Origin of the sequence: Sphingomonas sp. MMS12-HWE2-04 (assembly GCF_044881185.1) — a bacterium.
Taxonomy (GTDB): Bacteria; Pseudomonadota; Alphaproteobacteria; order Sphingomonadales; family Sphingomonadaceae; genus Sphingomonas.
In genome coordinates, this window is the sequence record NZ_CP173254.1 from 1584494 (window position 1) to 1609542 (window position 25049).

28 protein-coding genes and 3 tRNA genes are annotated in these 25049 nt (G+C 65.8%); 14 read left to right on the top strand and 17 right to left on the bottom strand.

Annotation, left to right across the window (positions count from 1 at the left end; genetic code table 11):
- Positions 1-23 precede the first annotated feature (23 nt).
- The gene (locus tag AB2M62_RS07095) at positions 24-1244 is read right to left on the bottom strand and encodes a serine hydrolase domain-containing protein (RefSeq protein WP_404338860.1); all 1221 of its coding nucleotides are present in this window, start codon (positions 1242-1244) and stop codon (positions 24-26) included.
- Positions 1245-1462: 218 nt separating this feature from the next.
- Here AB2M62_RS07095 and AB2M62_RS07100 point away from each other — a divergent pair, with 218 nt between their 5' ends.
- Both AB2M62_RS07100 and AB2M62_RS07105 read left to right on the top strand, forming a co-directional pair.
- Complete coding sequence (locus tag AB2M62_RS07100) at positions 1463-3166, top strand: class I adenylate-forming enzyme family protein (protein ID WP_404339841.1); 1704 nt, start codon at positions 1463-1465, stop codon at positions 3164-3166.
- 121 nt (positions 3167-3287) lie between these two features.
- Entirely contained in the window at positions 3288-3665 is a 378-nt protein-coding gene (locus tag AB2M62_RS07105) for a hypothetical protein (RefSeq protein WP_404338862.1), read from the top strand.
- A gap of 128 nt (positions 3666-3793) precedes the next feature.
- Here the strand turns inward: AB2M62_RS07105 and AB2M62_RS07110 are convergent, their stop codons facing one another.
- Both AB2M62_RS07110 and AB2M62_RS07115 read right to left on the bottom strand, forming a co-directional pair.
- The gene (locus AB2M62_RS07110) at positions 3794-4156 is read right to left on the bottom strand and encodes a DUF2809 domain-containing protein (protein WP_404338864.1); all 363 of its coding nucleotides are present in this window, start codon (positions 4154-4156) and stop codon (positions 3794-3796) included.
- A 5-nt stretch (positions 4157-4161) separates the two neighbouring features.
- Positions 4162-5637: an FGGY family carbohydrate kinase gene (locus AB2M62_RS07115; protein ID WP_404338866.1), complete on the bottom strand. Its 1476-nt coding sequence runs from the start codon at positions 5635-5637 to the stop codon at positions 4162-4164.
- Between the two features lie 121 nt (positions 5638-5758).
- Between AB2M62_RS07115 and AB2M62_RS07120 the strand changes: the two genes are divergently transcribed.
- The 3 genes from AB2M62_RS07120 (at position 5759) to AB2M62_RS07130 (ending at position 7219) form a co-directional block, all read left to right on the top strand.
- On the top strand, positions 5759-6937 hold the full coding sequence (locus AB2M62_RS07120; protein WP_404339843.1) for an AI-2E family transporter: 1179 nt from the start codon (positions 5759-5761) through the stop codon (positions 6935-6937).
- Between the two features lie 44 nt (positions 6938-6981).
- Positions 6982-7058: transfer RNA gene (locus AB2M62_RS07125), tRNA-Asp, on the top strand.
- 84 nt (positions 7059-7142) lie between these two features.
- A tRNA-Asp gene (locus tag AB2M62_RS07130) sits at positions 7143-7219 on the top strand.
- Between the two features lie 25 nt (positions 7220-7244).
- On the opposite strand, the gene AB2M62_RS07135 is transcribed toward AB2M62_RS07130, so the two are convergent.
- From AB2M62_RS07135 to AB2M62_RS07150, 4 genes are all read right to left on the bottom strand, one after another.
- Positions 7245-7469, bottom strand: a complete 225-nt coding sequence (locus AB2M62_RS07135) for a DUF2842 domain-containing protein (protein WP_404338868.1) — start codon at positions 7467-7469, stop codon at positions 7245-7247.
- Positions 7451-8005 (bottom strand): 5-formyltetrahydrofolate cyclo-ligase, encoded by a 555-nt coding sequence (locus tag AB2M62_RS07140; protein ID WP_404338870.1) that lies wholly within the window; start codon positions 8003-8005, stop codon positions 7451-7453. The genes AB2M62_RS07135 and AB2M62_RS07140 overlap by 19 nt, the downstream gene beginning before the upstream one ends.
- A gap of 232 nt (positions 8006-8237) precedes the next feature.
- The gene (zapA, locus tag AB2M62_RS07145) at positions 8238-8540 is read right to left on the bottom strand and encodes a cell division protein ZapA (RefSeq protein WP_404338872.1); all 303 of its coding nucleotides are present in this window, start codon (positions 8538-8540) and stop codon (positions 8238-8240) included.
- The gene (locus AB2M62_RS07150) at positions 8540-8728 is read right to left on the bottom strand and encodes a hypothetical protein (RefSeq protein WP_404338874.1); all 189 of its coding nucleotides are present in this window, start codon (positions 8726-8728) and stop codon (positions 8540-8542) included. The genes zapA and AB2M62_RS07150 overlap by 1 nt, the downstream gene beginning before the upstream one ends.
- A 120-nt stretch (positions 8729-8848) precedes the next feature.
- Between AB2M62_RS07150 and tkt the strand changes: the two genes are divergently transcribed.
- From tkt to AB2M62_RS07165, 3 genes are all read left to right on the top strand, one after another.
- Positions 8849-10816 carry a transketolase gene (gene tkt, locus AB2M62_RS07155; RefSeq protein ID WP_404338876.1) on the top strand — a complete coding sequence of 656 codons (1968 nt, stop codon included), beginning with the start codon at positions 8849-8851 and terminating at the stop codon, positions 10814-10816.
- A complete protein-coding gene (gap, locus tag AB2M62_RS07160; protein ID WP_404338878.1) occupies positions 10813-11820 on the top strand; it encodes a type I glyceraldehyde-3-phosphate dehydrogenase in 1008 nt (335 codons plus the stop codon). The genes tkt and gap overlap by 4 nt, the downstream gene beginning before the upstream one ends.
- 126 nt (positions 11821-11946) lie before the next feature.
- The gene (locus tag AB2M62_RS07165; protein ID WP_404338880.1) at positions 11947-13134 is read left to right on the top strand and encodes a phosphoglycerate kinase; all 1188 of its coding nucleotides are present in this window, start codon (positions 11947-11949) and stop codon (positions 13132-13134) included.
- A 16-nt stretch (positions 13135-13150) separates the two neighbouring features.
- Here AB2M62_RS07165 and AB2M62_RS07170 read toward each other — a convergent pair whose 3' ends face one another.
- Entirely contained in the window at positions 13151-13669 is a 519-nt protein-coding gene (locus AB2M62_RS07170) for a TlpA family protein disulfide reductase (protein WP_404338882.1), read from the bottom strand.
- Positions 13670-13943: 274 nt separating this feature from the next.
- Between AB2M62_RS07170 and AB2M62_RS07175 the strand changes: the two genes are divergently transcribed.
- Positions 13944-14843: a fructose bisphosphate aldolase gene (locus AB2M62_RS07175; protein WP_404339845.1), complete on the top strand. Its 900-nt coding sequence runs from the start codon at positions 13944-13946 to the stop codon at positions 14841-14843.
- The gene (locus AB2M62_RS07180) at positions 14843-15034 is read left to right on the top strand and encodes a hypothetical protein (RefSeq protein WP_404338884.1); all 192 of its coding nucleotides are present in this window, start codon (positions 14843-14845) and stop codon (positions 15032-15034) included. Before AB2M62_RS07175 ends, AB2M62_RS07180 begins: the two co-directional genes overlap by 1 nt.
- Before the next feature lie 188 nt (positions 15035-15222).
- On the opposite strand, the gene AB2M62_RS07185 is transcribed toward AB2M62_RS07180, so the two are convergent.
- Positions 15223-15441: a hypothetical protein gene (locus AB2M62_RS07185; RefSeq protein ID WP_404338886.1), complete on the bottom strand. Its 219-nt coding sequence runs from the start codon at positions 15439-15441 to the stop codon at positions 15223-15225.
- A 204-nt stretch (positions 15442-15645) separates the two neighbouring features.
- On the opposite strand from AB2M62_RS07185, the gene thiE reads away from it, so the two are divergent.
- From thiE to AB2M62_RS07200, 3 genes are all read left to right on the top strand, one after another.
- Positions 15646-16341, top strand: coding sequence for a thiamine phosphate synthase (gene thiE / locus AB2M62_RS07190; protein WP_404338888.1), 696 nt, complete (start codon positions 15646-15648; stop codon positions 16339-16341).
- An 87-nt stretch (positions 16342-16428) separates the two neighbouring features.
- Positions 16429-17424: a L,D-transpeptidase gene (locus AB2M62_RS07195; RefSeq protein ID WP_404338890.1), complete on the top strand. Its 996-nt coding sequence runs from the start codon at positions 16429-16431 to the stop codon at positions 17422-17424.
- A gap of 4 nt (positions 17425-17428) precedes the next feature.
- Positions 17429-18022: a M23 family metallopeptidase gene (locus AB2M62_RS07200; RefSeq protein WP_404338892.1), complete on the top strand. Its 594-nt coding sequence runs from the start codon at positions 17429-17431 to the stop codon at positions 18020-18022.
- A 109-nt stretch (positions 18023-18131) separates the two neighbouring features.
- Here the strand turns inward: AB2M62_RS07200 and AB2M62_RS07205 are convergent, their stop codons facing one another.
- The gene (locus tag AB2M62_RS07205) at positions 18132-18617 is read right to left on the bottom strand and encodes a hypothetical protein (protein ID WP_404338894.1); all 486 of its coding nucleotides are present in this window, start codon (positions 18615-18617) and stop codon (positions 18132-18134) included.
- Between the two features lie 32 nt (positions 18618-18649).
- Here AB2M62_RS07205 and AB2M62_RS07210 point away from each other — a divergent pair, with 32 nt between their 5' ends.
- Positions 18650-18988 carry a DUF4238 domain-containing protein gene (locus AB2M62_RS07210; protein ID WP_404338896.1) on the top strand — a complete coding sequence of 113 codons (339 nt, stop codon included), beginning with the start codon at positions 18650-18652 and terminating at the stop codon, positions 18986-18988.
- An 18-nt stretch (positions 18989-19006) separates the two neighbouring features.
- Here the strand turns inward: AB2M62_RS07210 and AB2M62_RS07215 are convergent, their stop codons facing one another.
- The 7 genes from AB2M62_RS07215 to AB2M62_RS07245 form a co-directional block, all read right to left on the bottom strand.
- Positions 19007-19399, bottom strand: coding sequence for a GNAT family N-acetyltransferase (locus AB2M62_RS07215; protein ID WP_404339847.1), 393 nt, complete (start codon positions 19397-19399; stop codon positions 19007-19009).
- Entirely contained in the window at positions 19384-19977 is a 594-nt protein-coding gene (locus tag AB2M62_RS07220; RefSeq protein WP_404338898.1) for a hypothetical protein, read from the bottom strand. Before AB2M62_RS07220 ends, AB2M62_RS07215 begins: the two co-directional genes overlap by 16 nt.
- 744 nt (positions 19978-20721) lie before the next feature.
- A tRNA-Glu gene (locus AB2M62_RS07225) sits at positions 20722-20796 on the bottom strand.
- Between the two features lie 43 nt (positions 20797-20839).
- On the bottom strand, positions 20840-22153 hold the full coding sequence (locus AB2M62_RS07230) for a PepSY-associated TM helix domain-containing protein (protein ID WP_404338900.1): 1314 nt from the start codon (positions 22151-22153) through the stop codon (positions 20840-20842).
- A complete protein-coding gene (locus AB2M62_RS07235; RefSeq protein WP_404338902.1) occupies positions 22153-24117 on the bottom strand; it encodes a TonB-dependent receptor family protein in 1965 nt (654 codons plus the stop codon). The genes AB2M62_RS07230 and AB2M62_RS07235 overlap by 1 nt, the downstream gene beginning before the upstream one ends.
- Before the next feature lie 48 nt (positions 24118-24165).
- On the bottom strand, positions 24166-24573 hold the full coding sequence (locus AB2M62_RS07240) for a hypothetical protein (RefSeq protein WP_404338904.1): 408 nt from the start codon (positions 24571-24573) through the stop codon (positions 24166-24168).
- A 58-nt stretch (positions 24574-24631) separates the two neighbouring features.
- Positions 24632-24976 (bottom strand): DUF952 domain-containing protein, encoded by a 345-nt coding sequence (locus AB2M62_RS07245; RefSeq protein ID WP_404338906.1) that lies wholly within the window; start codon positions 24974-24976, stop codon positions 24632-24634.
- Positions 24977-25049: the final 73 nt, after the last annotated feature.

Here is a 25049-nt window from a genome sequence, read left to right on the forward strand (position 1 = left end):
ATGTTATTCGGTGCGCGCGGCCCTCAGGCCAGCGCGGAATAGATCATCGTCTTGAGCTCGCGGCGGATCGGATAGAGCATCGACGGCGAGAACTGCGTCATGAACACCATCGAGATCCGCTCGACCGGATCGACGAAGAACGCGGTTGAGAACATCCCGCCCCAGTAGAACTCGCCGGGCGAGCCGGGAAGCAGGGTTTTCGCCACGTCCATCGTCACTGCGAAGCCGAGGCCGAAGCCGGTGCCGGCATTGGTCGCCTCGCTGAACAGCGCGCGCGACATGCTGGTCAGGTCGCTGCCGCCGGGCAGATGGTTCATCGTCACCAGCTCGATCGTCTTGGGGCTGACCAGCCGGACGCCGTCCAGCACGCCCTTGCCGAGCAGGAAGGCGCAGAAGCGATGATAGTCGAGCGCAGTCGAGACGAGGCCGCCACCGCCCGAGATCAGCCGCGGTGCGCGCGACCAGACGCTTTCGGCGCCGCGATCGTACAGCACCGAGCCCTTGCCGGGTGCGAGCGCCCAGCAATCCGCGAGGCGATCGACCTTGTCGGCGGGCACGGTGAAGAAGGTGTCGTCCATGCCGAGCGGCTGGAAGATGCGGGTCGCGAAGAAGGCGTCGAGCGTCTGACCCGACAGCCGCTCGACCACCGCGCCGAGCACGTCGGTCGACACCGAATAATTCCATTCGGTGCCCGGCGAGAATTCGAGCGGCAGCTTGCCCAGCGCCGCGACGAACTCGTCGAGCGTGAGATTGCCGTGCCAGCTTTCCATTTTCGACTCGCGATAGGCGGCATCGACATTGGTGCGGTTCTGGAAGCTGTAGGTCAGGCCCGACGTATGGCGGAGCAAGTCGACCATCCGCATCGGCTCGGCAGTGGGCCGGGTCTGGAACGGCACGCCGCCGCCACCGCCGGCATAGACGCCGACGCCCTTCAACTCGGGCAGGACGTGGTGGACCGGCGTATCGAGCGCGACCCTGGCTTCCTCGACCAGCATCATGAAGGCGAGGCTGGTGATCGGCTTGGTCATCGACGCGATGCGAAACAGCGTCGTCTCGTTCACCGGCGCGCCGTTTTCGCGCGCAGCGCCCTGGTGCGAGAAGTGCGCGACTTCGCCGTCGCGGGCGATCAGCAGCTGCGCATGCGGCAGCTTGCCCGAGTTGAGATAGCGCTGCTTGAGGAAGTCATCGATCCGCGCGAGCCGCGAAGCGTCGAATCCGTAGCGTCCGGCTGTGGTCAAATACATTGCGACCGGCATACCTCTTGTTCGAATCTGTAATCCGCCAGCAAACTGCGAACCCCTTTATCCTATTGCCTTGAGTGGCGCACGAATCAACACTAACGTTGTTGACGGTACGGCATTCATCGCCAAACCCAACATTCAGAAACAAACAATACGAATCATGGAAGAGGTGCCGCTTGTCGCTCGAACCGATCGTGCCGCTCGCCCCGGATTGGCCCCGGATGTCGCTCGAGCAAGCAAAGGCATTGCTCACTGCGCCTGGTGCGCGCTTCGAGATGGACGTAGCGGCGATACGCGGCGTGCAGACGCGGGTTTGGAAGAACGCGCCGCCGACGCTGGCGATCCTTGCACAACTCGCCCGGGGCTATGGCGACCGCGTCTTCACCATCTACGAGGACGAGCGCGTCACCTATGAGGCGAATTACCGCGCGACCTGCCATCTGGCGCAGCGACTGGCGGAGATGGGCGTGCAAAAGGGCGACCGCGTCGCGCTGGCGATGCGCAACCTGCCCGAATGGCCTACGATCTTCTTCGCCGCGGTAAGCCTGGGGGCGATCATCGTGCCGTTGAACGCGTGGTGGACCGGCGGCGAGCTCGAATATGGGCTGAAGGACTCGGCCGCCAAGGTCCTGTTCGTCGATGCGGATCGGCATGCGCGGCTAAAGGACTGTTACGATCAGCTCCCCGACCTCGAGCATGTGGTGGTAAGCCGGTGCAGCGAGGAACTGGGTGGCAAGGCCGGCTCGCTGGAAGAGTTGATCGGCACGCGGCACGACTGGGCGAGGCTGGCGGAGGTCCCATTCCCCCAGGTGGCGCTGACGCCCGAGGATGATGCGACGATCTTCTATACCAGCGGCACGACCGGCAACCCCAAGGGCGCCCTCGGCACGCACCGCAACATCTGCACCAACATCTTGTCGAGCGGGTACAGCGCCGCCAAGGCGATGCTGCGGCGGGGCGAGATGCCGCCGGCGGAGATACCGCACAAGATCGGGCTGCTGGTCATTCCGCTGTTCCACGTCACTGCCTGCAGCGCGGCGCTGATGGGCGGCATCGCCACCGGACAGACCGTGGTGTTCATGCGCCGCTGGGATGTCGAAAAGGCAATGGCGGTGATCCAGGACGAAAAGGTGACCTTCACCGGCGGCGTGCCGACGATCGCCTGGCAGCTGCTCGAGCATCCGGCGCGCGACCAATATGACCTCTCCAGCCTGGAGGCGATCTCCTATGGCGGGGCGCCCTCTGCGCCCGAGCTGGTCAAGCGCATATATGCCGAGTTCGGCGCGCTGCCGGGCAATGGCTGGGGCATGACCGAGACGATGGCGACGGTGACCCAGCATAGCGGCGAGGATTACCTCACGCGCCCGACGAGCGCCGGCCAGCCGGTGGCGGTGGCCGATCTCAAGATCATGACTGTCGAAGGCGACCGCGAAGTGCCGGTCGGCGACGTCGGTGAATTATGGGCGCGCGGGCCGATGATCGTGAAAGGCTATTGGAACAAGCCCGAGGCGACGGCGGAAACCTTTGTCGACGGCTGGGTGCGGACCGGCGACCTCGCGCGGCTGGACGAGGAGGGGTTCCTCTACATCGTCGATCGCGCCAAGGACATCATCATCCGCGGCGGCGAGAACATCTATTCGAGCGAAGTCGAGGACGTGCTCTACGCACACCCCGCGGTGACCGACTGCGCGCTGGTCGGCATCCCCCACCGCACGCTGGGCGAGGAGCCGGTGGCGGTGGTCCATCTGGCGCCGGGCAAGGCTGCCAGCGAGGCCGAGCTGCAGGACTGGGTCCGCGCGCGGATCGCTGCTTTCAAGGTGCCGGTGCAGGTACGTTTCGTGCAGGACGTGTTGCCGCGCAATGCCAATGGCAAGATCCTGAAGAAGGATTTGAAGGCGCTGTTTGTTGGCGAGGAGGCGGCCTAGCGACTGGTGCCGGCGTTACGTGGTTCACAACCGATCCAGCGCGCCTGGGCTTGCCGCGAGGCAAAGGACCCGTATGCTCTGTGGCATCGAGGCGCGGCCCCCTGGGTGACGGAAGAGGCCAATGAGAAGGCACCTGCGCATTGTCGTCCCAACCATCTTCTTGATGGCGTTGGCGCTATATTGTGTCTTGCCGCACCCCACGCAGGATCAGATGCAATTGGAGGCAATCGCAGCCGAATCCCGGCATCTGATGGTGACCCATCCGCTCGACCCTTCAGAGCAACGCGCTGACATTCCGAAAGGTCAGTGGCCACCTGCTATCGCGAAGTTGGAGCCCTATTCCGTGACCGTGCGCCACGGGATGTTGGATATCACGACAAAGCCGTTCTTCGACGGGGGCTGGGGCTATGGCTTCGCCTTGGACAAGCGGGACCTGACCATGCTCGTCGAGTGCTGGTCGGAGCTGGGGCGCGGTGTATATTGGCACGGCCCCTGCTGATCGAAGGATCGCAACGCGCGCGGCTGCCGAATTCGAGCTTCGCTGATGACCGGTCTGACCTGCTCCAGGTCTAAACGGGCGGGCACGTTCTACCCAATTTCGGCGATCGGGTTTAAGAATGCGGCGGCTTAGCTGCGCAGGCGCTCGGCGGCGAGGACGATCAGCGCGCCCGCGGCATAGGCGGCGAAGTCTCGCAGCTCGAAGCCGTAGCCGAGGACGATGCGGGCGAGCTGGTTGCGCTCGAGCCCGAGCAGATCGAGCAGGTGGAAATACTGGCCGAGCTCGACGGCGACGGCGATTAGGAAGGCGGTCGCCGCCGCGGGGATCACGCCCATGCGGAAGGCTGCGCGCAGCCCGGCATAGACGAGGATCACCGCGAGCACGTCGCCGAGATAGGGGCGGACGAAGCGGTCGTGCACGAATAGCGCTATACCGACTTCGACCAGGAACAGTGCGAGCGCGAGCAGTGCGTAGCCGCGGTGAAATCGCATCGCGGTCAGCGGACGACGTGGTGGACGGCGGCGTTCCAGCCGTCGAGCCGCGCGTGGCGGGCGGCGGCCTCGATCTCAGGCTCGAATACCTTGCCGGCGCCGCGCATGCCTGCCGCTCCCTCAAGGCCGCCGAAGAGCCCGCAGCCGACGCCCGCGAGCATCGCCGCGCCCAGCGCGGTGGTCTCGGCGAAATCGGGGCGGTCGACCGGGATGCCGAGGATGTCGGCCAGGTCCTGTGCGATCCAGTCGTTGGTGACCATGCCGCCATCGACGCGCAGCCGCGCCCAGTCGGCGCCGTCGGCGGCGAAGGCGGTCTTGAGGTCGTGGCTCTGGTGCGTCATCGCCTCCAGCGCAGCGCGGACGATGTGGGCGCGGGTGCTGGCGAAGCTCAATCCGGTGAGCGCGCCGCGCGCCTCGGGCTCCCACCAGGGTGCGCCAAGACCACTCAGCGCGGGGACGAGATAGACGCCGCCATTGTCGGGCACCGAGCGCGCGAGCGCCTCGGTTTCGGGCGCGGTGCCGATCAGCCCGACCGAGTCGCGCAGCCACTGGATCAGGCTGCCGGCGACGAACACCGCGCCTTCGATCGCATAGGTGCGCCGCCCGTTCAGCTGCCACAGCACGGTGGCGAGCAGCCGGTTCTTCGAGGAGGGCGGGGTGGTGCCGGCATTGGCGAGGATGAACGCGCCGGTGCCATAGGTCGCTTTGGTCTCGCCCTTGGCGAAGCAGGCCTGACCGATCGTCGCGGCCTGCTGATCGCCCGCCATGCCGCAGATCGGGATCTCGCCGCCGAACAAGGTCGTCGTGCCGAAGCGTCCCGCGCAGTCGACGATCTCGCCCAATGCCTCGCGTGGGGCGCCGAACATGTCGATCAGACTGTCGTTCCAGCCGCCCGAGCCGAGCCCCATCAGCAAGGTGCGCGAGGCGTTGGTCGCGTCGGTGACGTGGAGGCCGCCCTTGCGCCCGTTGGCGGTCAGTTTCCACACCAGCCAGCTTTCGATCGTGCCGATCGCCAGCCGGTCGCCCGCTTCGGCGAGCTGGGGCCAGTTCTGCATCGCCCAGGCGATCTTGGTGCCCGAGAAATAGGGATCGAGCAGCAATCCGGTGCGCGCCTGGATCGCGGGCTCCTCACCGGCGTCGCGCCAGGCGCGGCACATCGCGGCGGTGCGGCGGTCCTGCCAGACGATCGCGGGCGCCAGCGGCTCGCCGGTGGTCTTGTCCCAGAAGACGATCGTCTCGCGCTGGTTGGTGATGCCGATCGCGGCGATGCGCTCTGGCCCGCCGGCTTTTTCGACCATCGCTGCGGCGCAGGTGCTGGTCTTGGCCCAGATCTCGGCGGCGTCATGCTCGACCAGGCCCGGTCCGGGATAGTGCTGGGTCAGCTCCTCCGCCTGCGTGCCGATGCATTTGCCGCCCGGTTCGAACAGCATCGCGCGGGTGGAGGTGGTACCTTCGTCGATGACCAGAAGCAGATCGCCCATTCGCCGGGGCTAGCCCGAAATCGCGGCGGCTTCTAGGGTGGCGGCGAAGGAGAGCAGGGTGGACGATCAACCCCGGACGATGGGCGGCGGCATGAACGAGCAGGGGGAACTCCCCGTGCCGATGCCGCGCGAACCGTTGCTCCCCTCCGAAATGCGCGAATCCCACGGCGAGGCCGTCGCCCGCGATCGGCTGATGGCGTCGCTCACGCTGATGATCGGCGTCGGGCTGCTGCTGGCGCTCCCCTTCGCGCTGCAGGCGGGATCGAGCTTCTTCCTGCCGCTGACCACCGCGCTGGTCATCGCGATCGCGCTGGTACCGCTGCTCGAATGGCTCGAGCGGCACCGGCTGCCGGCGCCGCTGGCGGCGTTCGTCTGCGTGCTGCTGTTCCTGCTTGCCGCCAATGTCGCGCTCGCCTCGATCGTGGTCCCGGCGACGCAGTGGATCCGCGACCTCCCGGCCAAGATCCCGCAGATCCAGGACAATCTGAAGCCGCTGATCGAATTCTATTCGAACCTCGACCAGTTCGTGAACCGCACGCTGACCAATTTCGCGGCCGAGCCGATGAAGCAGCCCGCAGTGATGGCGGCGACGCCGCCGCGCTCGCTGCTCGATCTGTTCGCGACCTCGGCGCCGTCGGCGCTGATCGAGATGTTCTTCGCGATCCTGGTGATCTATTTCTTCCTCTCCGGCTGGACCCGGCTGCGCCGCAACGCGATCACTTCGCGGTCGAGCTTTGGCGGCGCGATGGCAACGGCGCGGGTGATCCAGGACGTGGTCGACGATACTTCGGCCTATCTTGGCACGATCACGCTGATCAACGTGACGCTGGGCCTGATCGTCGCCGGCGCGCTGTGGATGATGGGGATGCCGACGCCCTTGATGTGGGGCGGCATCGTCACGCTGCTCAACTACATCCCCTATTTCGGGCCGGTGCTGTCGGCGCTGCTGCTCGGCGTGGGCGGGCTGATGACCTTTCCCGAGATATTCTGGGCGCTGATGCCGGCAGTGGTGATGATCGGCGCGCACCTGATCGAGGCCAATGTCGTGACGCCGCTGATCGTTGGGCACCGGCTGACGATCAGTCCGATCCTGATCCTCGTCTCGCTGAGCTTCTGGGGCTGGGTGTGGGGCACAACGGGGGCGCTGCTGGCGGTGCCGCTGCTGATCATCATCCAGACGGTGCTCAACGCTGCGGGCAAGCCCGACATTGCGGGTTTCCTGTTCGAGCACGGCACGCTGGTGAGCGATCCCGGCGACCTGCGTGCCCATCGGCAAAAAAGTCGCGACCAATCCGGTTGACACCCCCGAAAGCGGGGGTTAGTGGCCGCCTCCTCGCTTCGAGAGCGGGTGTAGCTCAGTTGGTTAGAGCGCCGGCCTGTCACGCCGGAGGTCGCGGGTTCGAGCCCCGTCACTCGCGCCACGCGGGATCCCCTTACGGGGCTTCCAAATGGTCCTATCGCAAGTGATTTCCTTTTGCGGCGTGCTGTCGCCTCGCTTGGTTCAAGCGGGTGTAGCTCAGTTGGTTAGAGCGCCGGCCTGTCACGCCGGAGGTCGCGGGTTCGAGCCCCGTCACTCGCGCCACGCCGCATAAGAAGGCTGGGTCCCCTCAGGGGCGCCAGCGCCCGGTTTCCATCCATTGCAGCAGCGGCTTGAGCGGCAGGATCCAGGCGATGCCGAGCACGATATAGACCGGCAGCTGGGCGAGGATCGGCAGCGCGCCGATCTGGTGGGAGAAGCTGGCGACGAGCACCACCCAGACGAGGATGAGCGCAATGATGCCGAGCGCGCCCGCGGGCTTGCGCCACGAGGCTGCTATTGGTCCGCGTGCCAAAACATGTCCTCCTGCGTGACGATGGCGTGGAGAGGGACATCCCAGATATCGGCCGGGATCGCCGGCACTTCCTGCACCGACCAGGCGATCCCGACCCGCCATGCCTCGCCATAGCGCGCAAAGGCGCGGTCGTAATGGCCTGCGCCCTGGCCGAGCCGGTTGAGGCGGCGATCGAAGCCGAGCAGCGGGGTCAGGATGATATCGGGGGCAAGTTCGGGCGTGTCGGCAGCGGGCTGGCGCAGGCCATAGGGGCCGTCGACCAGCGGCGCGCCGAGCTCCCAGGCGAGGAAGCGGATCGGCGCAGCGCGATCGACGACGTGCGGCAGCGCCAGCCTGCAACCCGCGGCGGCCGCAGCCGCGGCAAGCTGGCTCGGATCGGCTTCGCTGCCAACCGGGAAATAGGTCGCGACCACGGCGCCGGCATGGAGCCGCGCGGTGAATGCGGCGGGGGCGAGGATCGCACAGCTCAATTCGGCGGCGAAAAGGTCGCGATCGGCGCGGAGCTTGGCGCGCAAGGCAGGCTTGTCGAAGATCATGCGCTGTAGATCATACGATGTTGATCATGCGGTGGCGGGACCGCCATGGCCGTGTGCCAGAATATCCTCTGACGCTCGGTACGTCAGGTGGGAACCATGTGCGACAGACCTGGATCTGCACAGGGACAGCTCCCATGGATGATGAATAGCCTCAGGGATATGCGAAGGCTCGTACCGGGCAGTGCCCGCCAACCCCTATTTAGGGTGACGGCAGCGTCGCCGCAACCGCTCATTAGGCTTCGGCGGCATCTTCCTCGAGCGCGACTGCCACGGCTTCGAGCCGGTCGGCAATCCGGTCCAGCAGCGTCGGCGAAACGCCCTGCGGCGGATTGCGATGCGCCTCGTCGAGCAGGTCGGCGAGGATCAGCGCGAGATAGACGAGCGTGCGCTCCGCATTGAGCCCGCCCGAGGCCCGCTGGGCGGTCTGGGCATGCTCCTGGAGCATCGCTTCCAGATCGCGCAGATGCGCCTCGTCGCCGTCGCGTGCGGCGATCGAATAAATGCGGCCTGCAATAGAGATATTGAGATCGGCCATCATTCGCTCTCCGCGCTGCTGGTCTCGCGGGTGATCAGCACGTCGAGCGAAGCGACCGCGTCCTCGATGCGCGCGCGCAGCTTTGCGTGGCGCAGCGCGAGGCGTTCGGCGGCAAAGGCGCGCTCGTGCGCGGCGGCCTCGATGCGGGCGAGTGCCTGCTCGATCCTGTCTGCTGCTGTGTCGGCCATTTCTGCGGGATAGGCACGCGGAGCCGGTGCGGCAAGCCCCGTTGCGCGGCAGTTGCGGCGGGCGGTTGACGCGCGCGCGCATGGGTTCCAAAGGCGTGCCGCGAGACCAGGGGAGTCCAAGTGGCCGTATCCTTCACCGACTGCGCGAATGCGATCCGCGCCCTTTCGATGGACGCCGTAGAGGCTGCCAATTCGGGCCACCCCGGCATGCCGATGGGCATGGCCGATGTCGCCACGGTGCTGTTCCAGCGCTATCTGAAGTTCGACCCGACGGCGCCGAAATGGCCCGATCGCGACCGTTTCGTGCTGTCGGCCGGCCACGGCTCGATGCTGCTCTATTCGTTGCTGCATCTCACCGGCTACGCGCGCCCGACGCTCGACGACATCAAGCATTTCCGCCAGCCGGGCAGCCCGTGCGCCGGCCATCCGGAGAATTTCGAGCTCTCCGGAGTCGAGGCGACCACCGGTCCGCTCGGCCAGGGCCTGGCAATGGCGGTGGGCATGGCGATCGCCGAGCGCCACCTGAACGGGGTGTTCGGCAACGACCTGGTCGATCACCGCACCTGGGTGATCGCCGGCGACGGCTGCCTGATGGAAGGCATCAACCACGAGGCGATCGGCCTGGCCGGACATCTGAAGCTCGATCGGCTCAACGTCCTGTGGGACGACAACAAGATCACCATCGACGGATCGGTGTCGCTGTCGTCGAGCGAAGACATCCGCGCGCGCTATGAAGCGACCGGCTGGCATGTCGTCGAATGCGACGGGCATGACGAACTCGATATCGTCTCCGCGATCGAGGAAGCGCTGGCCGAGGACCGGCCCTCGTTGATCCGCTGCCGCACGATCATCGGCAAGGGCGCACCCAACAAGCAGGGCACGTCGAAGGTGCACGGCGCGGCGCTTGGTGCCGATGAAGTCGCCGCGGCGCGCGATGCGCTGGGCTGGCACCACCCGCCGTTCGAGATCCCCGGCGACATCCGCGAAGCATGGCTGAACGCCGGCAAGCGCGGCGCCGGGCCGCACGCCGAGTGGCAGGCGCGGCTCGACGCCCATCCCGATCGAATCGGCTGGGAAAGCCGCGGCGAAGTGCCCGCGGACCTGCTCAAGCCCTATGTCGAGCAGCTGCTCGCCAAGCCGCAGAAGGTCGCGACGCGCAAGGCGTCCGAAATGGCGCTTGAGGAGATCAACACGCTGCTGCCCGAGACGATCGGCGGCTCGGCCGATCTCACCGGCTCGAACAACACGCTGACCAAGGGTCTCGTCGCGCTGACGGCGGGCACCTATGAAGGCCGCTATATCTATTACGGCATCCGCGAGTTCGGCATGGCCGCGGCGATGAACGGAATGGCGCTGCACGGGGGCGTGATCCCCTATGGCGGCACCTTCCTGGTCTTTTCCGATTATGCCCGCGGCGCGATCCGCCTCTCGGCGCTCCAGCAGACCCGCGTCGTCTATGTGATGACGCACGATTCGATTGGGCTCGGCGAGGACGGCCCGACGCACCAGCCGATCGAGCATCTGATGAGCCTGCGCCTCATCCCCAATCTCGACGTCTATCGCCCGTGCGACACGATCGAGACTGCCGAATGTTGGGAATTGGCACTGGCGCGCACCGATGGCCCGGGACTGCTCGCGCTCAGCCGCCAGAACCTGCCGCAACTGCGCACCGAAGCGGCCGAGAACCGCTCGGCCCGCGGCGGCTATGCGCTGCGCGAGGCCGAGGCGCCCCGGAAAGTGGTGCTGATCGCCACCGGTTCGGAAGTCGAAGTCGCTGTCGCGGTGCGCGACGCACTCGAAGCACAGGGAATCGGCGCCGACGTCGTCTCGATGCCCTGCTTCGAGCGCTTCGAAGCGCAGGATGAAAGCTACAAGCGCGACATCCTGCCGCACGACGCCCTCAAGGTGTCGATCGAGGCTGGCGCGACCTTTGGCTGGGAGCGTTACACGGGCACCGACGGGCTTCGTTTCGGAGTTGATGTATTCGGCGCCTCGGGTCCCTATCTGGGGCTGTACGAGCAGTTCGGGCTCACCGCGGGCAACATCGTCCCGCGCATCGTCGCAAAGTTGAACGGAGAACAGGCATGACGAAGGTTGCGATCAACGGTTTCGGACGTATCGGCCGTCTGGTGGCACGCGCGATCCTCGAGCGCCCCGATAGCGGGCTCGAGCTGGTCACGATCAATGATCTCGCCGACGCGAAGTCGAACGCCTGGCTGTTCAGCCGCGACAGCGTCCATGGCAAATATCCCGGCACCGTCACTGCCGAGGGCGATGACCTGGTCATCGACGGCAAGCGCATCAAGGTGACCAAGGAGAAGGACCCGGCGAACCTGCCGCACGCCGCCAATGGCGTCGAGCTGGTGCTGGAGTGCACCGGCTTCTTCACCGATCGCGCTTCGGCCCAGAAGCATATCGATGCCGGCGCCAAGAAGGTGCTGATCTCGGCGCCGGGCAAGAATGTCGACTTGACCGTCGTGTTCGGCGTCAACCACGACAAGCTCGAGGCGGGGCACACGATCGTCTCGAACGCGTCGTGCACCACCAACTGTCTCGCGCCGGTCGCCAAGGTGCTCAACGACAATATCGGCATCGAGCGCGGCCTGATGACCACGGTCCACGCCTATACCAACGATCAGAAGATCCTCGACCAGATCCACCCGGACCTGCGCCGTGCCCGCGCGGCCGCGATGAACATCATCCCGACCACCACGGGCGCCGCGCGCGCGGTGGGCGAAGTGCTTCCGGAGCTGAAGGGCAAGCTGGACGGCAGCGCCATCCGCGTCCCCGTGCCGGACGGCAGCCTGGTCGACCTGACCTTCACCCCCGCGCGTGACGTGACCCGCGACGAAGTCAACGCCATCCTGAAGAAGGCGTCGGAAGAGGGCCCGCTCAAGGGCATCCTGCTCTATTCCGACGAGCCGCTCGTCTCGATCGACATCGTCCACACCTCGGCATCGTCGACGGTCGACAGCCTCGAGACCGCAGTGATCGACGGCAAGCTGGTCCGCGTCGTCAGCTGGTACGACAATGAATGGGGCTTCTCGAACCGCATGGTCGACACGGCCACTGCGATGGCGAAGCTGGGCTGAACCAGTCCCTTCCGCCTGGCGGAGGGGCAGGGAGGGGGAGCGTCTTGCGCGACGCAGGTTGCGGCCGGAGCTCCCCCGACCCCTCTCGCGAGCGGGAGGGTAGCGATCATCGATAGGGCAGGACAAATGGCGCGCAACTTCAAGACGCTCGACGACATGGGCGATATCGCCGGCAAGCGCGTGCTGGTCCGCGAGGACCTCAACGTGCCGATGGCCGATGGCGCAGTGACCGACGACACCCGCCTGCGCGCCGCGGTGGCGACGGTTGCCGAGCTGGCGGACAAGGGCGCGATCGTGCTGGTGCTGGCGCATTTCGGGCGTCCCAAGGCACCCACGCCGGAATTGTCGCTGGCGCAGCTCGCCAAGCCGTTCTCCGACGTGCTGGGCCGCCCGGTGCGCTATATCGACTGGGAAGGCGATGCCGCGGCGGTTGCCACGCTGCAGCCGGGCGACGTCGCGGTTCTGGAGAACACGCGCTTCTTCGGCGGCGAAGAGAAGAACGACCCGGCCGTGATCGACCGGTTCGCTGCGCTGGGCGATCTCTACGTCAACGACGCCTTCTCCGCGGCGCACCGCGCGCATGCCTCGACCGAGGGGCTGGCGCACAAGCTGCCGGCCTTCGCGGGGCGCCAGATGGAAGCCGAGCTCGACGCGCTCGACAAGGCGCTCGGCAATCCCGAGCATCCGGTAGCGGCCGTGGTCGGCGGGGCGAAAGTATCGTCCAAGCTCGATGTGCTGCGGCATCTCGTCGAAAAGGTCGATCACCTGATCATCGGCGGCGGCATGGCCAACACATTCCTTGCGGCGCGTGGCGTCAATGTCGGCAAGTCGCTGTGCGAGCATGACCTGACCGGCACCGCCGAGGAAATCCTCGACGCGGCCGACAAGGCCAACTGCACCGTTCATCTGCCCTATGACGTGGTGGTGGCGAAGGAGTTCAAGCCCAATCCCCCCACACGCACCGTCAACGTCCACGAAGTCGGCGAAGACGAGATGATCCTCGACATCGGCCCGGCCGCGACCGAGGCACTGGGCGACGTGCTCAAGAACTGCCGCACCCTGGTGTGGAACGGGCCGCTCGGCGCGTTCGAGACGCCGCCGTTCGATGCCGCCACGGTGGCGCTCGCCAAGACCGCGGCGGCGCTGACCAAGGAAGGCTCGCTGGTCTCCGTCGCCGGGGGCGGGGATACCGTCGCTGCGCTCAACCAGGCCGGGGTAGCGGGCGACTTCAACTTCGTCTCGACGGCGGGCGGCGCCTTCCTCGAATGGATGGAAGGCAAGGAATTGCCCGGCGTGGCCGCGCTCGCCCGTTAACCTGATCGCCGACCGGCTATGGCGTCGGCGCCGGTTCGCTCAGGAGCGGCACGAGTTGCTCGTTCAACGCGTCCAGCGTGAAGGCGCCCGCCTTGGCGTAGCGCAGCTTTCCTGAGCGATCGAGGATGTAATTGGTCGGCACGCCGCCGTCGATCGGTCCATAGGGGCCCTTGATCTTGCGCGCTGGCGCAATCTGCAGCACGCCGAACAAGGGCTTGAACTTGTAAAGCGGCAAAGAATCCTCGGTCGTGACCGCATAGACGCGCAGGCCGTGGCGCTTTTGCACCGCATAATAGCGATCGAGGGTCGGCAGCTCGGTGCGGCAGGGCACGCACCAGGTCGCCCAGAAATTGAGCACAACCACGTCGCCGCGCATGTCGCCCAAGCGCAGCTTCGTGCCGTCCATGAGCGTGAGTTCGGCGTCGGGAGCGATTTCACCAACCTTGGGACGCTTCGGAACCGAGGCGCCGCTTAGCGCGAACGGCAGCAGGAAGAGGCAGGCGCCGCGGATGGCGCGCATCGCAAAGTCGATCATCGAGATGTTCCCCCGCCAGGATTGTGATCCGTGGTTGGCGTATCGTCAACGGGCGCATTGCGAGCGGAGCGGGAAGCGGAGGCGGCGTTATGCCGCATCGCAGCATGTGCTTGTCGACGCGAATTCCCTCGGACGATCCTATTTTTGCTTCCGTACGCGGAGATATCCGGTCGTCAGCGTTGTCAGCGGTTTTCAGTGATGTTCCGCACTGCAATAGGCTGGGTGCGGAAACGCGAATCGTGATCGCAACGATTTGGAAATGGGGACCGAACGCATGAACGCTGCCGAAATGACCGCCAAGATCGCCACGGGCAAAGGCTTTATTGCCGCGCTGGACCAGAGCGGCGGTTCGACCCCCAAGGCGCTCAAGGGATATGGCGTGGCCGATGACGCCTGGTCGAGCGACGAGGAAATGTTCGGGCTGATCCACGAGATGCGCGCCCGGATCATCACCTCGTCGGCGTTTACTGGCGACAAGGTGATCGGTGCGATCCTGTTCGAGCGGACGATGGACGGCACCGTCGACGGCAAGCCGACCCCGGCCGCGCTGCTCGAGCGCGGGGTGGTGCCCTTCATCAAGATCGACAAGGGGCTCGAGGCCGAATCCGATGGCGTCCAGTTGATGAAGCCGATCCCTCAACTCGATGCCCTGCTCGCGCGCGCCAAGGGCTTGGGCGTGTTCGGGACCAAAGAACGCTCGGTGGTCAATCTCGCCAATCGGGCGGGTATCGCGGCGATCGTAAAGCAGCAGTTCGAGGTTGCGGCGCAGGTGTCCGCCGGCGGGCTGGTGCCGATCATCGAGCCCGAGGTGAACATCAAGTCGCCCGAGCGCGCCGATGCCGATGCGATACTGCTAGACGAGATCCTCAAGGCGCTCGACGCGCTGCCCGAGGGCAAGCAGGTGATGCTCAAGCTCTCGATCCCGGCCAAAGCGGGGCTGTTCGATCCGCTGGTCGATCACCCCAAGGTGCTGCGCGTGGTCGCGCTGTCGGGCGGGTTCGCCCGGCCCGAAGCCTGCGCCCAACTCGCGCAGAACCGCGGGATGATCGCCAGCTTCAGCCGCGCGCTGCTCGAGGATCTGCGCCATGGCATGAGCAGCGCCGAGTTCGATGCCGCGCTGGGCAGCGCAATCGACGAGATCTACGCCGCCTCGACCGAGAAGGCCGCAGGCTGATGGTGGCGCGTCGCCCGGTGCTTGCGGGGCTCGGCCTCGCGGTGCTGGGCGATGCGGCCTGGGCGAAGAACAGCAGGATGGACGCGACGTTCGGGATGATCGGCAAGATCAAGGCGCAGCCGGGCAAGCGCGCCGAGCTGGTGGCGATCCTGGCCTCGGGCACGGGCGCGATGCCGGGATGTCGCGCCTAGCTGATCGCCGAGGACGCCAAGGATGGTGACGCTATCTGGATCACCGAGATCTGGGACGACGAGGCAGGCCATGCCGCATCGCTGCAGCTGCCGGCCGTCCGGGACGCGATCGCCAAGGGGCGGCCGCTGATCGCCGGGTTCGAGCTCAGCGCCGAGACGCGGCCCGTAACCGGCGGCCCCGCGCGGGGTTAGGGGTCGAGGGGAATGCGCGGTTGGGCCATCGCGTTGATGACGTCGGCGACGGTCGAGCCGATCACGATCTCATGTTCTTTGTCGAACGAGATCACGCCGACCTCGTCCCCGGCAAGGTTGATCGTGGTGACGGTGCGCATCGCCGAGATGTTGACCAGCATCGGTTCGCCGTTGATCGACTTGAGCCGTACGAAATGTGGGTTTCCACGGGACATGTTTTAGCTCCATTTGCCCTGCTTCGGGCCATCCAACGCTGGCGGTCCAAGGGACCTCATACGTCTTATAGCGTCATTATAGCCGCTGGGTTCGGCATTTCTTCGCGAGGGGCGCAATATCCGCCAGCGCTTATCGTTAGGGTCGCCGACTTGACCGGGGGCGCTTGCGCGTAGAAGGCGCTGCGCCAAGGATTGGAGCGACGCATGAACGACCCCGAAGAGTTTGACGACGAGATCAGCGTGGAAGGCTTTGCCGACAAGTTCGTGCGCGACACGCGCCGGCCGGCATGCCAGCTCTACCTCGTCTCGCCGCTCGACGTGACCGGCGGCTTCGCCGATCGCCTGCGCCGCGCGCTCGACGCCGGCCCGGTTGCGGCGTTCCAGTTCCGCGTCAAGGATATCGACCAGCACGAGGCGGCGCGGCTTGCCGAACCATTGCAGCGGATCTGCGGCGATGCCGATGTCGCGTTCCTGGTCAACGACAGCATCGGCCTGGCCAAGCGGCTAGGCGCCGATGGCGTCCATCTGGGGCAGAGCGATGGCGACGCGCGCGAGGCGCGGGCAGCGCTGGGCCCGTCTGCGCAGATCGGTGTGACGTGCCATGACAGCCGCCACCTGGCGATGGAAGCCGGCGAGGCCGGGGCCGATTATGTCGCGTTCGGCGCTTTCTATCCGACGACGACCAAGGATGTGCGCCACCATCCCGAGCCGTCGATCCTCTCCTGGTGGACGACCTTGTTCGAGCTGCCGTGCGTCGCGATCGGTGGGATCACGCCGGACAATGCCGCGCCGCTGGTGGCCGCCGGCGCCGACTTTATCGCGGTGAGCAGCGCGGTGTGGGGCGGTGACGAGGAAGCCGCGATCAAGGCCTTTGCCGGAGTACTCGCCCACGGGCGCTGAGCGGGCGCACTTCGCTGTCGTTGTCCTTTGGAAACAACCCCTTCTGCGTTCGTTCTTCCGTTCAGTCCAACTGGTCGGGAGTATTGCGTGCGGAAAATCCTGGGTGCTGCGTTTCTTGCTTGCCTGCCCTTCGCCGCTTCGGCGGCGGAGCCCAAGGCCAAGCCGTCGATCGACTATACGATCCTCCACGCCCAGGTGATCCTCGACCATCTCGGCTTTTCGCCCGGCATTCTGGACGGACGCGAGGGCCAGTCGCTTACCTCTGCTCTCAAGGGTTTCCAGAGCACCCGCGGGCTCACCGAGAGCGGCGAACTCGACAAGCCTACCTTATGGGCTCTGCACGAATATCGCAGCTGGCGGCCGATCGCCAAGATCGCGGTGCCGAGCGAGGGTTTGCAGGGGCCGTTCGTCAATCCGATTCCCAAGGACGCGGGCGAGCAGGCCAATTTGCCCTCGCTGGGCTATACCCGGCCGCTCGAGAAGCTCGCCGAGATGTTCCACACTACCCCCGAGGTGCTGGTCGAGCTCAATCCGGGCGGCGCGGGGATCGCGCCCGGCGTGATCTTCAACTTCCCCAACGCGGTGCCCGATTCGCGCGACTATGCTGGCGACCTCAAGCCCGAATGGCGCCGCACACTCAATGACCTGAACGTCGGCGCCAAGCAGCCCGAGGCCGATCACCTGGTGGTCGATAAGTCGGAAAAGGTGCTCAAGGTGCTCGACGCGGACGACAAGCTGCTCGCCCAGTTCACCGCAACGATGGGTAGCCAACACGATCCGCTGCCGATCGGCACCTGGAAGATCAACGTCGTCGATACCAATCCCAAGTTCCACTATAACCCGGACCTGTTCTGGGATGCCAAGAAGGGCGACGAGAAGGCGATGCTTCCGCCGGGGCCCAACGGGCCGGTCGGCGTGGTGTGGCTCGACCTTTCCAAGGAGCATTACGGCATCCACGGCACGCCCGAGCCGCAAAATATCGGACGCACCCAGAGCCATGGCTGCATCCGCCTGACCAATTGGGACGCCGCGCGGCTGGCGCTGATGGTCAAGCCGGGCACCAAGGCGATCTTCCAGGAGTGATGCGATGACGCGCGCGAAGCGGTTTGGCTGGGGGTTGGCGATCTTGCTGCTTCTCGCGGCGGCCGCTTTCCTCTCGAGGGTGCGGATCACGATCAATCCAGCGACGCAGCCGACGGCGGCGGCCAATATGGCAGTCACGCCGCCGCCGCCTTCCGCGGATCGCGCGGCGCTGATCGTACCGGTCAAGGGCGTGGCGCCGGCGCAGCTGAGCGACACTTGGGGGCAGAGCCGCGGCGGCGGCACGCGCGAGCACCATGCGATCGATATAATGGCGCCCAAGGGCACCCCGGTGCTCGCTGCCGCCTCGGGCCGGGTCGAGAAGATTTTCGAAAGTGGTGCAGGCGGGCACACGATCTATGTCCGCACCCAGGATGGCCGCACGATCCATTATTATGCGCATCTCGATAGCTATGGCGTGGGCGAAGGCGCAGCGGTGCGTCAGGGCCAGCCGATCGCGCGGGTAGGCGACACCGGCAGCGCAGCGGACGGTGCGCCGCACCTCCATTTCGAGATCAAGACCCTGCAGCCTGGCGAGCGCTGGTGGCAGGGGGTGAATGTGAACCCCTATCCCGTGCTTGCGCGGGGAGGCGGCACCTAGCCGGGACGCGGCGTAAAGCCGCTGCCGCCGATCGACTCAGGACATGACCCAAGCGATGACCGATGTTCGCGGCGCTCGCTGATCTTGCCAGCCTCGATCAATGTGCCGACTATCGGTCGGGATGCGCTGCTACGCCCTCCAACGGCGCGAGAATGCTGCGGGACAGAGTCAGAAACAATGCCGAACTGCCGGCCACCGCGGCGGCGGCAACAAAGAACCACGTCGCACCCAGCAGCGAGTAAAGGCTTCCGAATAAGCCGGCGCACAGATTTCCGGTAAATGCCGCGATGAACCAGAAACTTATGATCGTGTTTTCCCGCCCCCTCGGCGCGCTCTGACCGATGATCGAAAGCGCGGTCGGGATGAAATAGAGTTCCCCCATGGTCAGGCTGATCAGGAACAGCAGAGCGGCGAGCCAGCTATAGGGAGGCTGCTGCCCCAAGCCCGATATCTCGATCGCGGCAAGGAACAGATAGGCAGCCGCGGCGATCACCGCGCCACGGCGCATGCGATCGATCAGGCTTGAGGGTCGAGCGCCGGCGGCTTGCCTTGCCGACCAGAACAGCAGCAACGGCGTGAAAAGGGTGACGGCCATCGGATCGACCGCCTGGAACCAGGTGACCGGGAGTGTCCGATGATCATGCGTTGCTTGTGATGCTCCAGACGGTGATAGCCACCTGGAGAGACTATGTGCCCCTATACTACGCGGTCTATGTGATCGACGAAGGAAGCGACGCCCGCTTTCTGACCTCGAGAAACCCATTGGTTGATTTCGAGAACCGGCCGACGCGGTTGCTACCGCTTTCCAGCCGGCATTGTCTGTTCCTGTCGCAGGATCCCGAGCATGCCCGCTTCAAGCGACAATTCATGCGATGCGATCGAAATATGGTATCGGAGTTCAATCGAATGGCGCTGCGCAACGCGTGGCAATATGTCTATTCGCGCACTCCAGATTTCAAAGAATAACACGGGGCCGAGCTAGCCCTAGCTCCCACCGCGCAGGAACAGCTTCATAGGCTTACTTGTATCTGGTGCCATCTCGGCATTACTGCGAGCGGGCTCGAATTTGTATTGATCCAGGACCTCGAGGGCTAATTCGTCATCGCTTCGAGCCAAGGCGAACAGCGGATTTGATCCTACCTCGGCAAGGAGATGCTTGAGCAACTTCGTCAGGACGCCTTTCTTGCGGTGATCGGGATGCAGGTAAATCCAATCGAGCTGCACCTTGTATTGCTTTGGGTCAGCGGTCGTATCCGCCATCGCGAAAAGCCGGGCGCGCGCCGGGGTGCGCGGCTTCCGGAGTCCGGAGACTGCGATCAGGTCACCCTTGTAGGTTGCGAAGCCAAGCCTGAAAGCTGCTTTCAGATCCTTCCGGATCGTGCGGGGTCTTTATTTCCCGCCAGCGCAGCTATGATGGCATCGATCGATTCCTCGGAGCATTCGCCAGGCGCGAGGCAGGAAAGATGGTAGTTTTTGAGATCCTCCTTGTAGCGGATGATCTTGGTCGCTTCGGCAAGCGCAGTCTGTCCGTCTTCCACGCTGAGCTCGAGCGCCGGTTTCCCGCTCATCTGGTAGCTCAATTCGCCGCCGCCTAGGACACTCTTGACCAAGCTCTTGTCCGCGCTGATTTCCTTCACCAGCCTCTTGGTGAGCTTTTCCAACTCGCGATCGCGAACAGGGTCTTTTCGGGCATCCTGGCGAAACAGTGCGCGGAGTCTGGCTGCGACATCATTCGTCTCGTCGTTGGTGTGCTTCGCATAGGCTAGGATGGTGTCCATGGTGTGTGACGTGTCGTCGATGTTTGATTCAGCCCACCCGAGTTGGTCGCTCATGCTTCTTATCGTGTTGGCGAGAGACTCTTCGAGGTTTCCGAGTTCCTCGGAGATATGAGCGGCGGCGGATTCAAATCGATCGGCGAACACCTGCGCTTCGGTGTCGAGGAAAATCCTGAGCAACTCGCCGGGATGCAGTGCGCGATTGCGAGCGCCGTCCCGGCGACAATAGACACCCTTCGGCGTGCAATGCGGCCTAGTTGCGCTCGGAGATATCGTCACCCTGAGGATCGGCTTATCGCTCAGGTTCTCGATAATGATGTCGATCGAGATCGGCGGCAGACAGCTGATCGCCTTGTTGAGGAGTGTAGAACGGCGTTATCGCTGACATCGCAACCAAGGATTACGCCCACCTGGGCGCCCGCATGGGTTTGTTCCCCGACGCCAGCCAGAATGGTGCCGCCTTCCGCGGTATTGGCGAACGCTACCAAGTCCTCAGCACTGATTCCGTCAGATGTACGCTTGAAATCCACCAGTTGGCCTTCGCCGGCGCCGAGGAATTGGCGCGTGGCTGCGCTGACGGATTTGAGACGCTTCCGTTCGGGCATCGCGGCCTCAAATCTGAGCTTGGAAGGGAGGGGAAACGCGGAAACGGACAGCGGAGGGTAGAGAACCGAACCCACTGCATATTCCGATATTGCCGATTCTTGCGCGGAAGCGAAGCCCTCGGCGCGCATTGTTCCAGGAGGTCTTTGGGACGACAGAGCGCGAATCGGGCCCCTGATAAAGCGGGCGCCGGGGGGATCAACGCCGCCCGGCTGCGCCGTGCCCAACAATATCCGAGAGCGTCCGATTCCGCTTATTAGACGAGAATTAGACGTGTTGCATTTTGCAACCCACTTTTTCAAGCTAAGTGCTTGAAAACGCTGGTGACCCCTACGAGAATCGAACTCGTGCTTTCGCCGTGAGAGGGCGACGTCCTAACCGCTAGACGAAGGGGCCGTTTGCGCTGGAGGCGGCTCCCTAGGAGGCCCCGGCCCAGCCGTCAAGCCGGTTGTTCGAGGCCGAGCCAGATGCGGAGCCTCGGCGCGCGCGGCAGCAGCCAGCGATCGACGGCGAGCATCCCCACGAGCGTCGCGCCAAACAGCGGCATCCCTATCGCGAGCACACCGAGCCCGGCTAGCAACAGCCAGCCGGCGCGCGGCCGTTCGCGACGCGGCGGAGCGCCCAATCGGCCCTGCGGGCGCCGTCGCCACCACAGGACGCTGCCCGAGACCGACAGGGTTGCGAGCAGCAGCGCGGTCAGCGTGCCGAGGATCTGGTTGGCGAGCCCGAACAGCGCGCCTTCATGCGCCGCGATGCCATAACCGACCACGCGATCAACCCAGTGCCGCGCGTCGAAATCGCGGCGGGAGCGCAGCATGCCGGTCGCGCCGTCGATCGTGATGCTGGTACGCAAGGGGCGGTTGGCGGCGTCCGAGGTCACCGTCCATGGCGCGCCCGCCATTGCCGGCGGCGCAATCATCGTCGGCGGCGCGACGCCGAGCCCGTACATAGCGGCGACGACGCGATCGAGCGCCGGCCCGGCGACAGGCGCGTGCGCGCTCATCGCCCTATGTTCGGCATGGTCGCCGAGCATCGCCGCGGGCTTGCCGCCGATCGTCCAGTCCGCCGGTCCGTCGACGGTGCCGGTGACCTGCCGCATATCCCTGAGATAGCTCCCCCAGAATTTTGCCCAGGGCAGGCCGGTGGTGATGAGAAACAAGGCGAACACCGCCACCCAGATCCCCGCCACCGCATGAATGTCGCGCCAGAAGATCCGTCTGCCGCTGCGCAGCCGCGGATAGAGCACGCCGCCGAGCCCCCGCCGCCCGCGCGGCCACCACAGATACAGCCCGGTGAGCAGCATCGTGATCGTCCAGCACGCCGCAATCTCGACCAGGTTGCTGCCCCGGTCCCCGGCGAGCAGCGTGCCGTGGAGCCGCTGGACGAGGTTCATCGGCCGGGCATCCTCGCGGATCGTGTGCAGCACGCGAAGGTCATAGGGGTTCACATAGACGCGGACATCCCCTGCCGACGATGCGACGATCACCCGCGTCGCCTCGTGCGGCCCTTGCGGCAGCTGGTATTTGTGGAGCGTGCCCGGCACTGCCTTCAGCGCCGCCGCCACCTGCGCCTCGGCGCTCGCCCGCGGACCCGTGATCGCCAGTGCATCATAGGGCCGGTCGAGCCAGCCCTCGATCTGGGGCTTCCACAGGAAGATCGTCCCCGTCACCGAGAGCCACAGCACGAAGGGCATGCAGAACAGCCCGGCATAGAAATGCCAGCGCCACACGGCACTGTACCAGCGCGCGCCCATCAGAACGCCGCCCGCACGCCGGCGAACACGCTGCGCCGTTCGACCGGGTAGAACAGCGCGGTCGCCGGCGAATAGGTGATCGCCGCGGAGATGTCGCCGACCGCCTTCTTGCCGGCCAGGTTGCGCGCATCGACGAACAGCGAGACGCGCTCGTCGATCGTCGCGCGCGCCGATACGCCGAGGATCGCATAGCCGTCGGGCCGGAAGCTGTTGGCATAATCGGCCCAGCCGCCCTGCGGCACCCATTCTAGATTGGGCGAAACGTTCAAGCGATCGCTCCCCAGCCGCACTTCGCTGCGCAAGACATGTTCCGGGATCACCGGCAGCCGATTATTGCCGAATTGCGCGTCGCCGCGGAAGCGGAAGTCGCTCCATGTCCAGCTCTGGCGCAGCCGCACCCAGCGCGCGAGATCGAGGTCGATCGCGGCTTCGACGCCCTGATGCCGCGTATCCCCGGCGTTGAAGGTCGAGGCCGGAATGCTGCTCGACAGCGCATATTGGAGCAGTTCGCCCTTAAGGTCGGCGCGATAGGCGTTGACGTCGAACCGGACCGGCCCGATCCGCCCGCGCGCGCCGACCTCGCCGGTCCACGCGCGCTGCGCGTCGAGCGGCACGAAACTCGCCACCTGTGCCAGCTCGATGAAGCCGGGCAGCTCGTGGCTGCGGCTGAGATTGGCGTAGAACTGGACGTCCTTCACCGGCTCGTAAAGCAGACCCAGCTTGGGGCTGAGCTGGTCGAAGCTTGCCCGCCCGCTCGCCACCGCCGGAAACGTCTGGTCCTGTCGCCGCAGCCCGGCGGTGTAGATCGCGCCGGCGATCAGCGTCAGGACAGGGGCAGGGAGGAAGCGTCCCTCGGCATAGGCGTCGATCGTCCGCGCGGTCTGATCGGCGCGGAACGTCGGGGCCCCGCGAGTGCCATTCACATTGACGAAGCGCTTCGATGCGACCCTTCCGAACCGGGCGGTGACCCCCGCGGTGAAGCCGAGCGTCCCGAAATCCTGGTCGAGCCGCGCGTACGATCCCCAGTCGGTCGAATTCTGGTCGACCACCTGGTAGATCGGATGGAACAGCTTCTTGGCGTTTAGGAACGCGCCGACATCGAGCCCGCCATTGCCCAGCGCGAAGCTGGTGCGGTTCTGCAGCCGCAGCGAGTTGATGTTGCGATGCTGGTCGCCGGCGAAGCTGCCGATCGTCGGATCGCGCGTTGCCTGCGCAAAGGTCAGCGCCCCCGGCAGTTCCTGGTCGATCGCCTGGGCCGTCGCATAGAAGCGCGTTTCGATGCTGTCGGTCAGCCGCAGCCCGACATTGCCGTTTAGACGGAATGCGCGCCGCCGAGCATGGTCGCGGTCGCCGTTGGACAAGTCACCCGCAATCGCCAGATAGGCGTCGCCGCGGGCATCGGCGAACCCGGCGCTGGCAAAGCCGCGCAGCGTATCGAAGCTGCCGCCGTCGATCCGCAATGTCACTCCGCGCGCGCTCCGCCCCGTAGGCGTCACGCCGTTGATCGCGCCGCCCAATGTCGACGCGCCGAAGCGCAGCGCATTGGCGCCGCGAGACACTTCGATATGCTGGAGGAAGCTTGGGTCGAGCTCCTGGAAATCGCCATTGTCGTCGGCCAGGTTGATCGGCACGCCGTCCTGCAGCAGCGTCAGCCCGCGCATATGATAGCCGCGGCTGATCCCCGATCCGCGGATCGAGATGCGCACTTCCTGGCCGAAGCGCGGCTGGGTGTAAACGCCTGGCGAGAAGGCCAGCGCATCGCGCAGCGAGACGGCAAGCTTGCCGTCATAGTCGCTGGCGGGCACGACATTGGCGCCGCCCGGCGTTTCATTGACGCGCTGGATCGCCTCCTCGACCAGCCGCTCGGCGGTGACGACGATATCGGGGGTGGACGCGTCCTGGGCAAAGGCAGGCGCGGCAATAAGCAGGGGCACGCCGAGCACGGCGCAACGCAAGACGGACATTGTAGAACTCCTCGAGACATGACGAAGCGCGCGCGGAGCGCGCGGCGGTCAGGCGAGGAGAGGCGGGCCGGTGGAGCGGGGCGGGGGCGCCGCGAGCCCGCGGCCGGGGATCAGCGCACGCGCCGCGAACGCCGCCGGCTCGGCCATCTCGGGCGCGAGGATCGCCGGAAGCGGATCGGCCGCCGCCATCGGCTGCGCGGCGGCGGCGAAGGCGCAGGGCAGGTCGGGCGCCGGCTTGTGTTTGGGTGCCGCCTTGTCGCCCAGCGCCGCGGCGAGCAACGCCTCGGCTTCGGCCGGCACGCTATGGCTCACGCCGCTGCACCAACTGAGCGTCACACCCTGCGCATGCGCCACCGGCATCCAGCCCGCAGGAATCCGCAGCAGCAATGCGCACGCGACAAGGAGCAGCGCAGCGCGCCGCCAGTTCGTGCTTGCCAGGGTGGTGCCGGGCTTCATCGCCGGCACCGTCGCGCAGTTGTGCCGCTGCGGCAAGTGGGCAGTTTGCCCCAGGGCGTCAGCCGGTAACGGGCAGCCTCAGGCTGCCATCGGCCTCGTAATGGAGTTCGCTATAGGCGAGCACGGCATCGAGCGGCAGCGCGCCATAGATGTGCGGGAACAGCTGCCCGCCCCGAGACGGCTCCCATCTCACTGCGTCGCCCAGCACTTCGAGGTCCACCGCGGCGAGCCACAACCCGTCCTGGCCGGCGAAATGCTTGTCGAGCGTCTCCTGGAGCTGCGCCGCAGTCGATAGGTGGATATAGCCATCGGCCAGGTCCACCGGCGCCCCGGCGAAGCTGCCTTGCTCCAGCGCGGCCAATTGTTCGGCGGTGAGCACCTTATAGGCCGTGGAATCGGGCATCCGTCTCTCCGTCAACTGCTCAGGCGATTACACCGTGGGGCAGCGATGGTTCCCCCGCTTTTGCCGGGGAACC

Bases quoted from the DNA above. Each gene is read 5' to 3' on its own strand.
- AB2M62_RS07095 (WP_404338860.1), bottom strand. From the start codon at position 1,244: ATGTATTTGACCACAGCCGGACGCTACGGATTCGACGCTTCGCGGCTC.
- AB2M62_RS07100 (WP_404339841.1), top strand. From the start codon at position 1,463: ATGTCGCTCGAGCAAGCAAAGGCATTGCTCACTGCGCCTGGTGCGCGC.
- AB2M62_RS07105 (WP_404338862.1), top strand. From the start codon at position 3,288: ATGAGAAGGCACCTGCGCATTGTCGTCCCAACCATCTTCTTGATGGCG.
- AB2M62_RS07110 (WP_404338864.1), bottom strand. From the start codon at position 4,156: ATGCGATTTCACCGCGGCTACGCACTGCTCGCGCTCGCACTGTTCCTG.
- AB2M62_RS07115 (WP_404338866.1), bottom strand. From the start codon at position 5,637: ATGGGCGATCTGCTTCTGGTCATCGACGAAGGTACCACCTCCACCCGC.
- AB2M62_RS07120 (WP_404339843.1), top strand. From the start codon at position 5,759: ATGCCGCGCGAACCGTTGCTCCCCTCCGAAATGCGCGAATCCCACGGC.
- AB2M62_RS07140 (WP_404338870.1), bottom strand. From the start codon at position 8,005: ATGATCTTCGACAAGCCTGCCTTGCGCGCCAAGCTCCGCGCCGATCGC.
- zapA (WP_404338872.1), bottom strand. From the start codon at position 8,540: ATGGCCGATCTCAATATCTCTATTGCAGGCCGCATTTATTCGATCGCC.
- AB2M62_RS07150 (WP_404338874.1), bottom strand. From the start codon at position 8,728: ATGGCCGACACAGCAGCAGACAGGATCGAGCAGGCACTCGCCCGCATC.
- gap (WP_404338878.1), top strand. From the start codon at position 10,813: ATGACGAAGGTTGCGATCAACGGTTTCGGACGTATCGGCCGTCTGGTG.
- AB2M62_RS07165 (WP_404338880.1), top strand. From the start codon at position 11,947: ATGGCGCGCAACTTCAAGACGCTCGACGACATGGGCGATATCGCCGGC.
- AB2M62_RS07170 (WP_404338882.1), bottom strand. From the start codon at position 13,669: ATGATCGACTTTGCGATGCGCGCCATCCGCGGCGCCTGCCTCTTCCTG.
- AB2M62_RS07175 (WP_404339845.1), top strand. From the start codon at position 13,944: ATGAACGCTGCCGAAATGACCGCCAAGATCGCCACGGGCAAAGGCTTT.
- AB2M62_RS07180 (WP_404338884.1), top strand. From the start codon at position 14,843: ATGGTGGCGCGTCGCCCGGTGCTTGCGGGGCTCGGCCTCGCGGTGCTG.
- AB2M62_RS07185 (WP_404338886.1), bottom strand. From the start codon at position 15,441: ATGTCCCGTGGAAACCCACATTTCGTACGGCTCAAGTCGATCAACGGC.
- thiE (WP_404338888.1), top strand. From the start codon at position 15,646: ATGAACGACCCCGAAGAGTTTGACGACGAGATCAGCGTGGAAGGCTTT.
- AB2M62_RS07200 (WP_404338892.1), top strand. From the start codon at position 17,429: ATGACGCGCGCGAAGCGGTTTGGCTGGGGGTTGGCGATCTTGCTGCTT.
- AB2M62_RS07205 (WP_404338894.1), bottom strand. From the start codon at position 18,617: ATGGCCGTCACCCTTTTCACGCCGTTGCTGCTGTTCTGGTCGGCAAGG.
- AB2M62_RS07230 (WP_404338900.1), bottom strand. From the start codon at position 22,153: ATGGGCGCGCGCTGGTACAGTGCCGTGTGGCGCTGGCATTTCTATGCC.
- AB2M62_RS07235 (WP_404338902.1), bottom strand. From the start codon at position 24,117: ATGTCCGTCTTGCGTTGCGCCGTGCTCGGCGTGCCCCTGCTTATTGCC.
- AB2M62_RS07240 (WP_404338904.1), bottom strand. From the start codon at position 24,573: ATGAAGCCCGGCACCACCCTGGCAAGCACGAACTGGCGGCGCGCTGCG.
- AB2M62_RS07245 (WP_404338906.1), bottom strand. From the start codon at position 24,976: ATGCCCGATTCCACGGCCTATAAGGTGCTCACCGCCGAACAATTGGCC.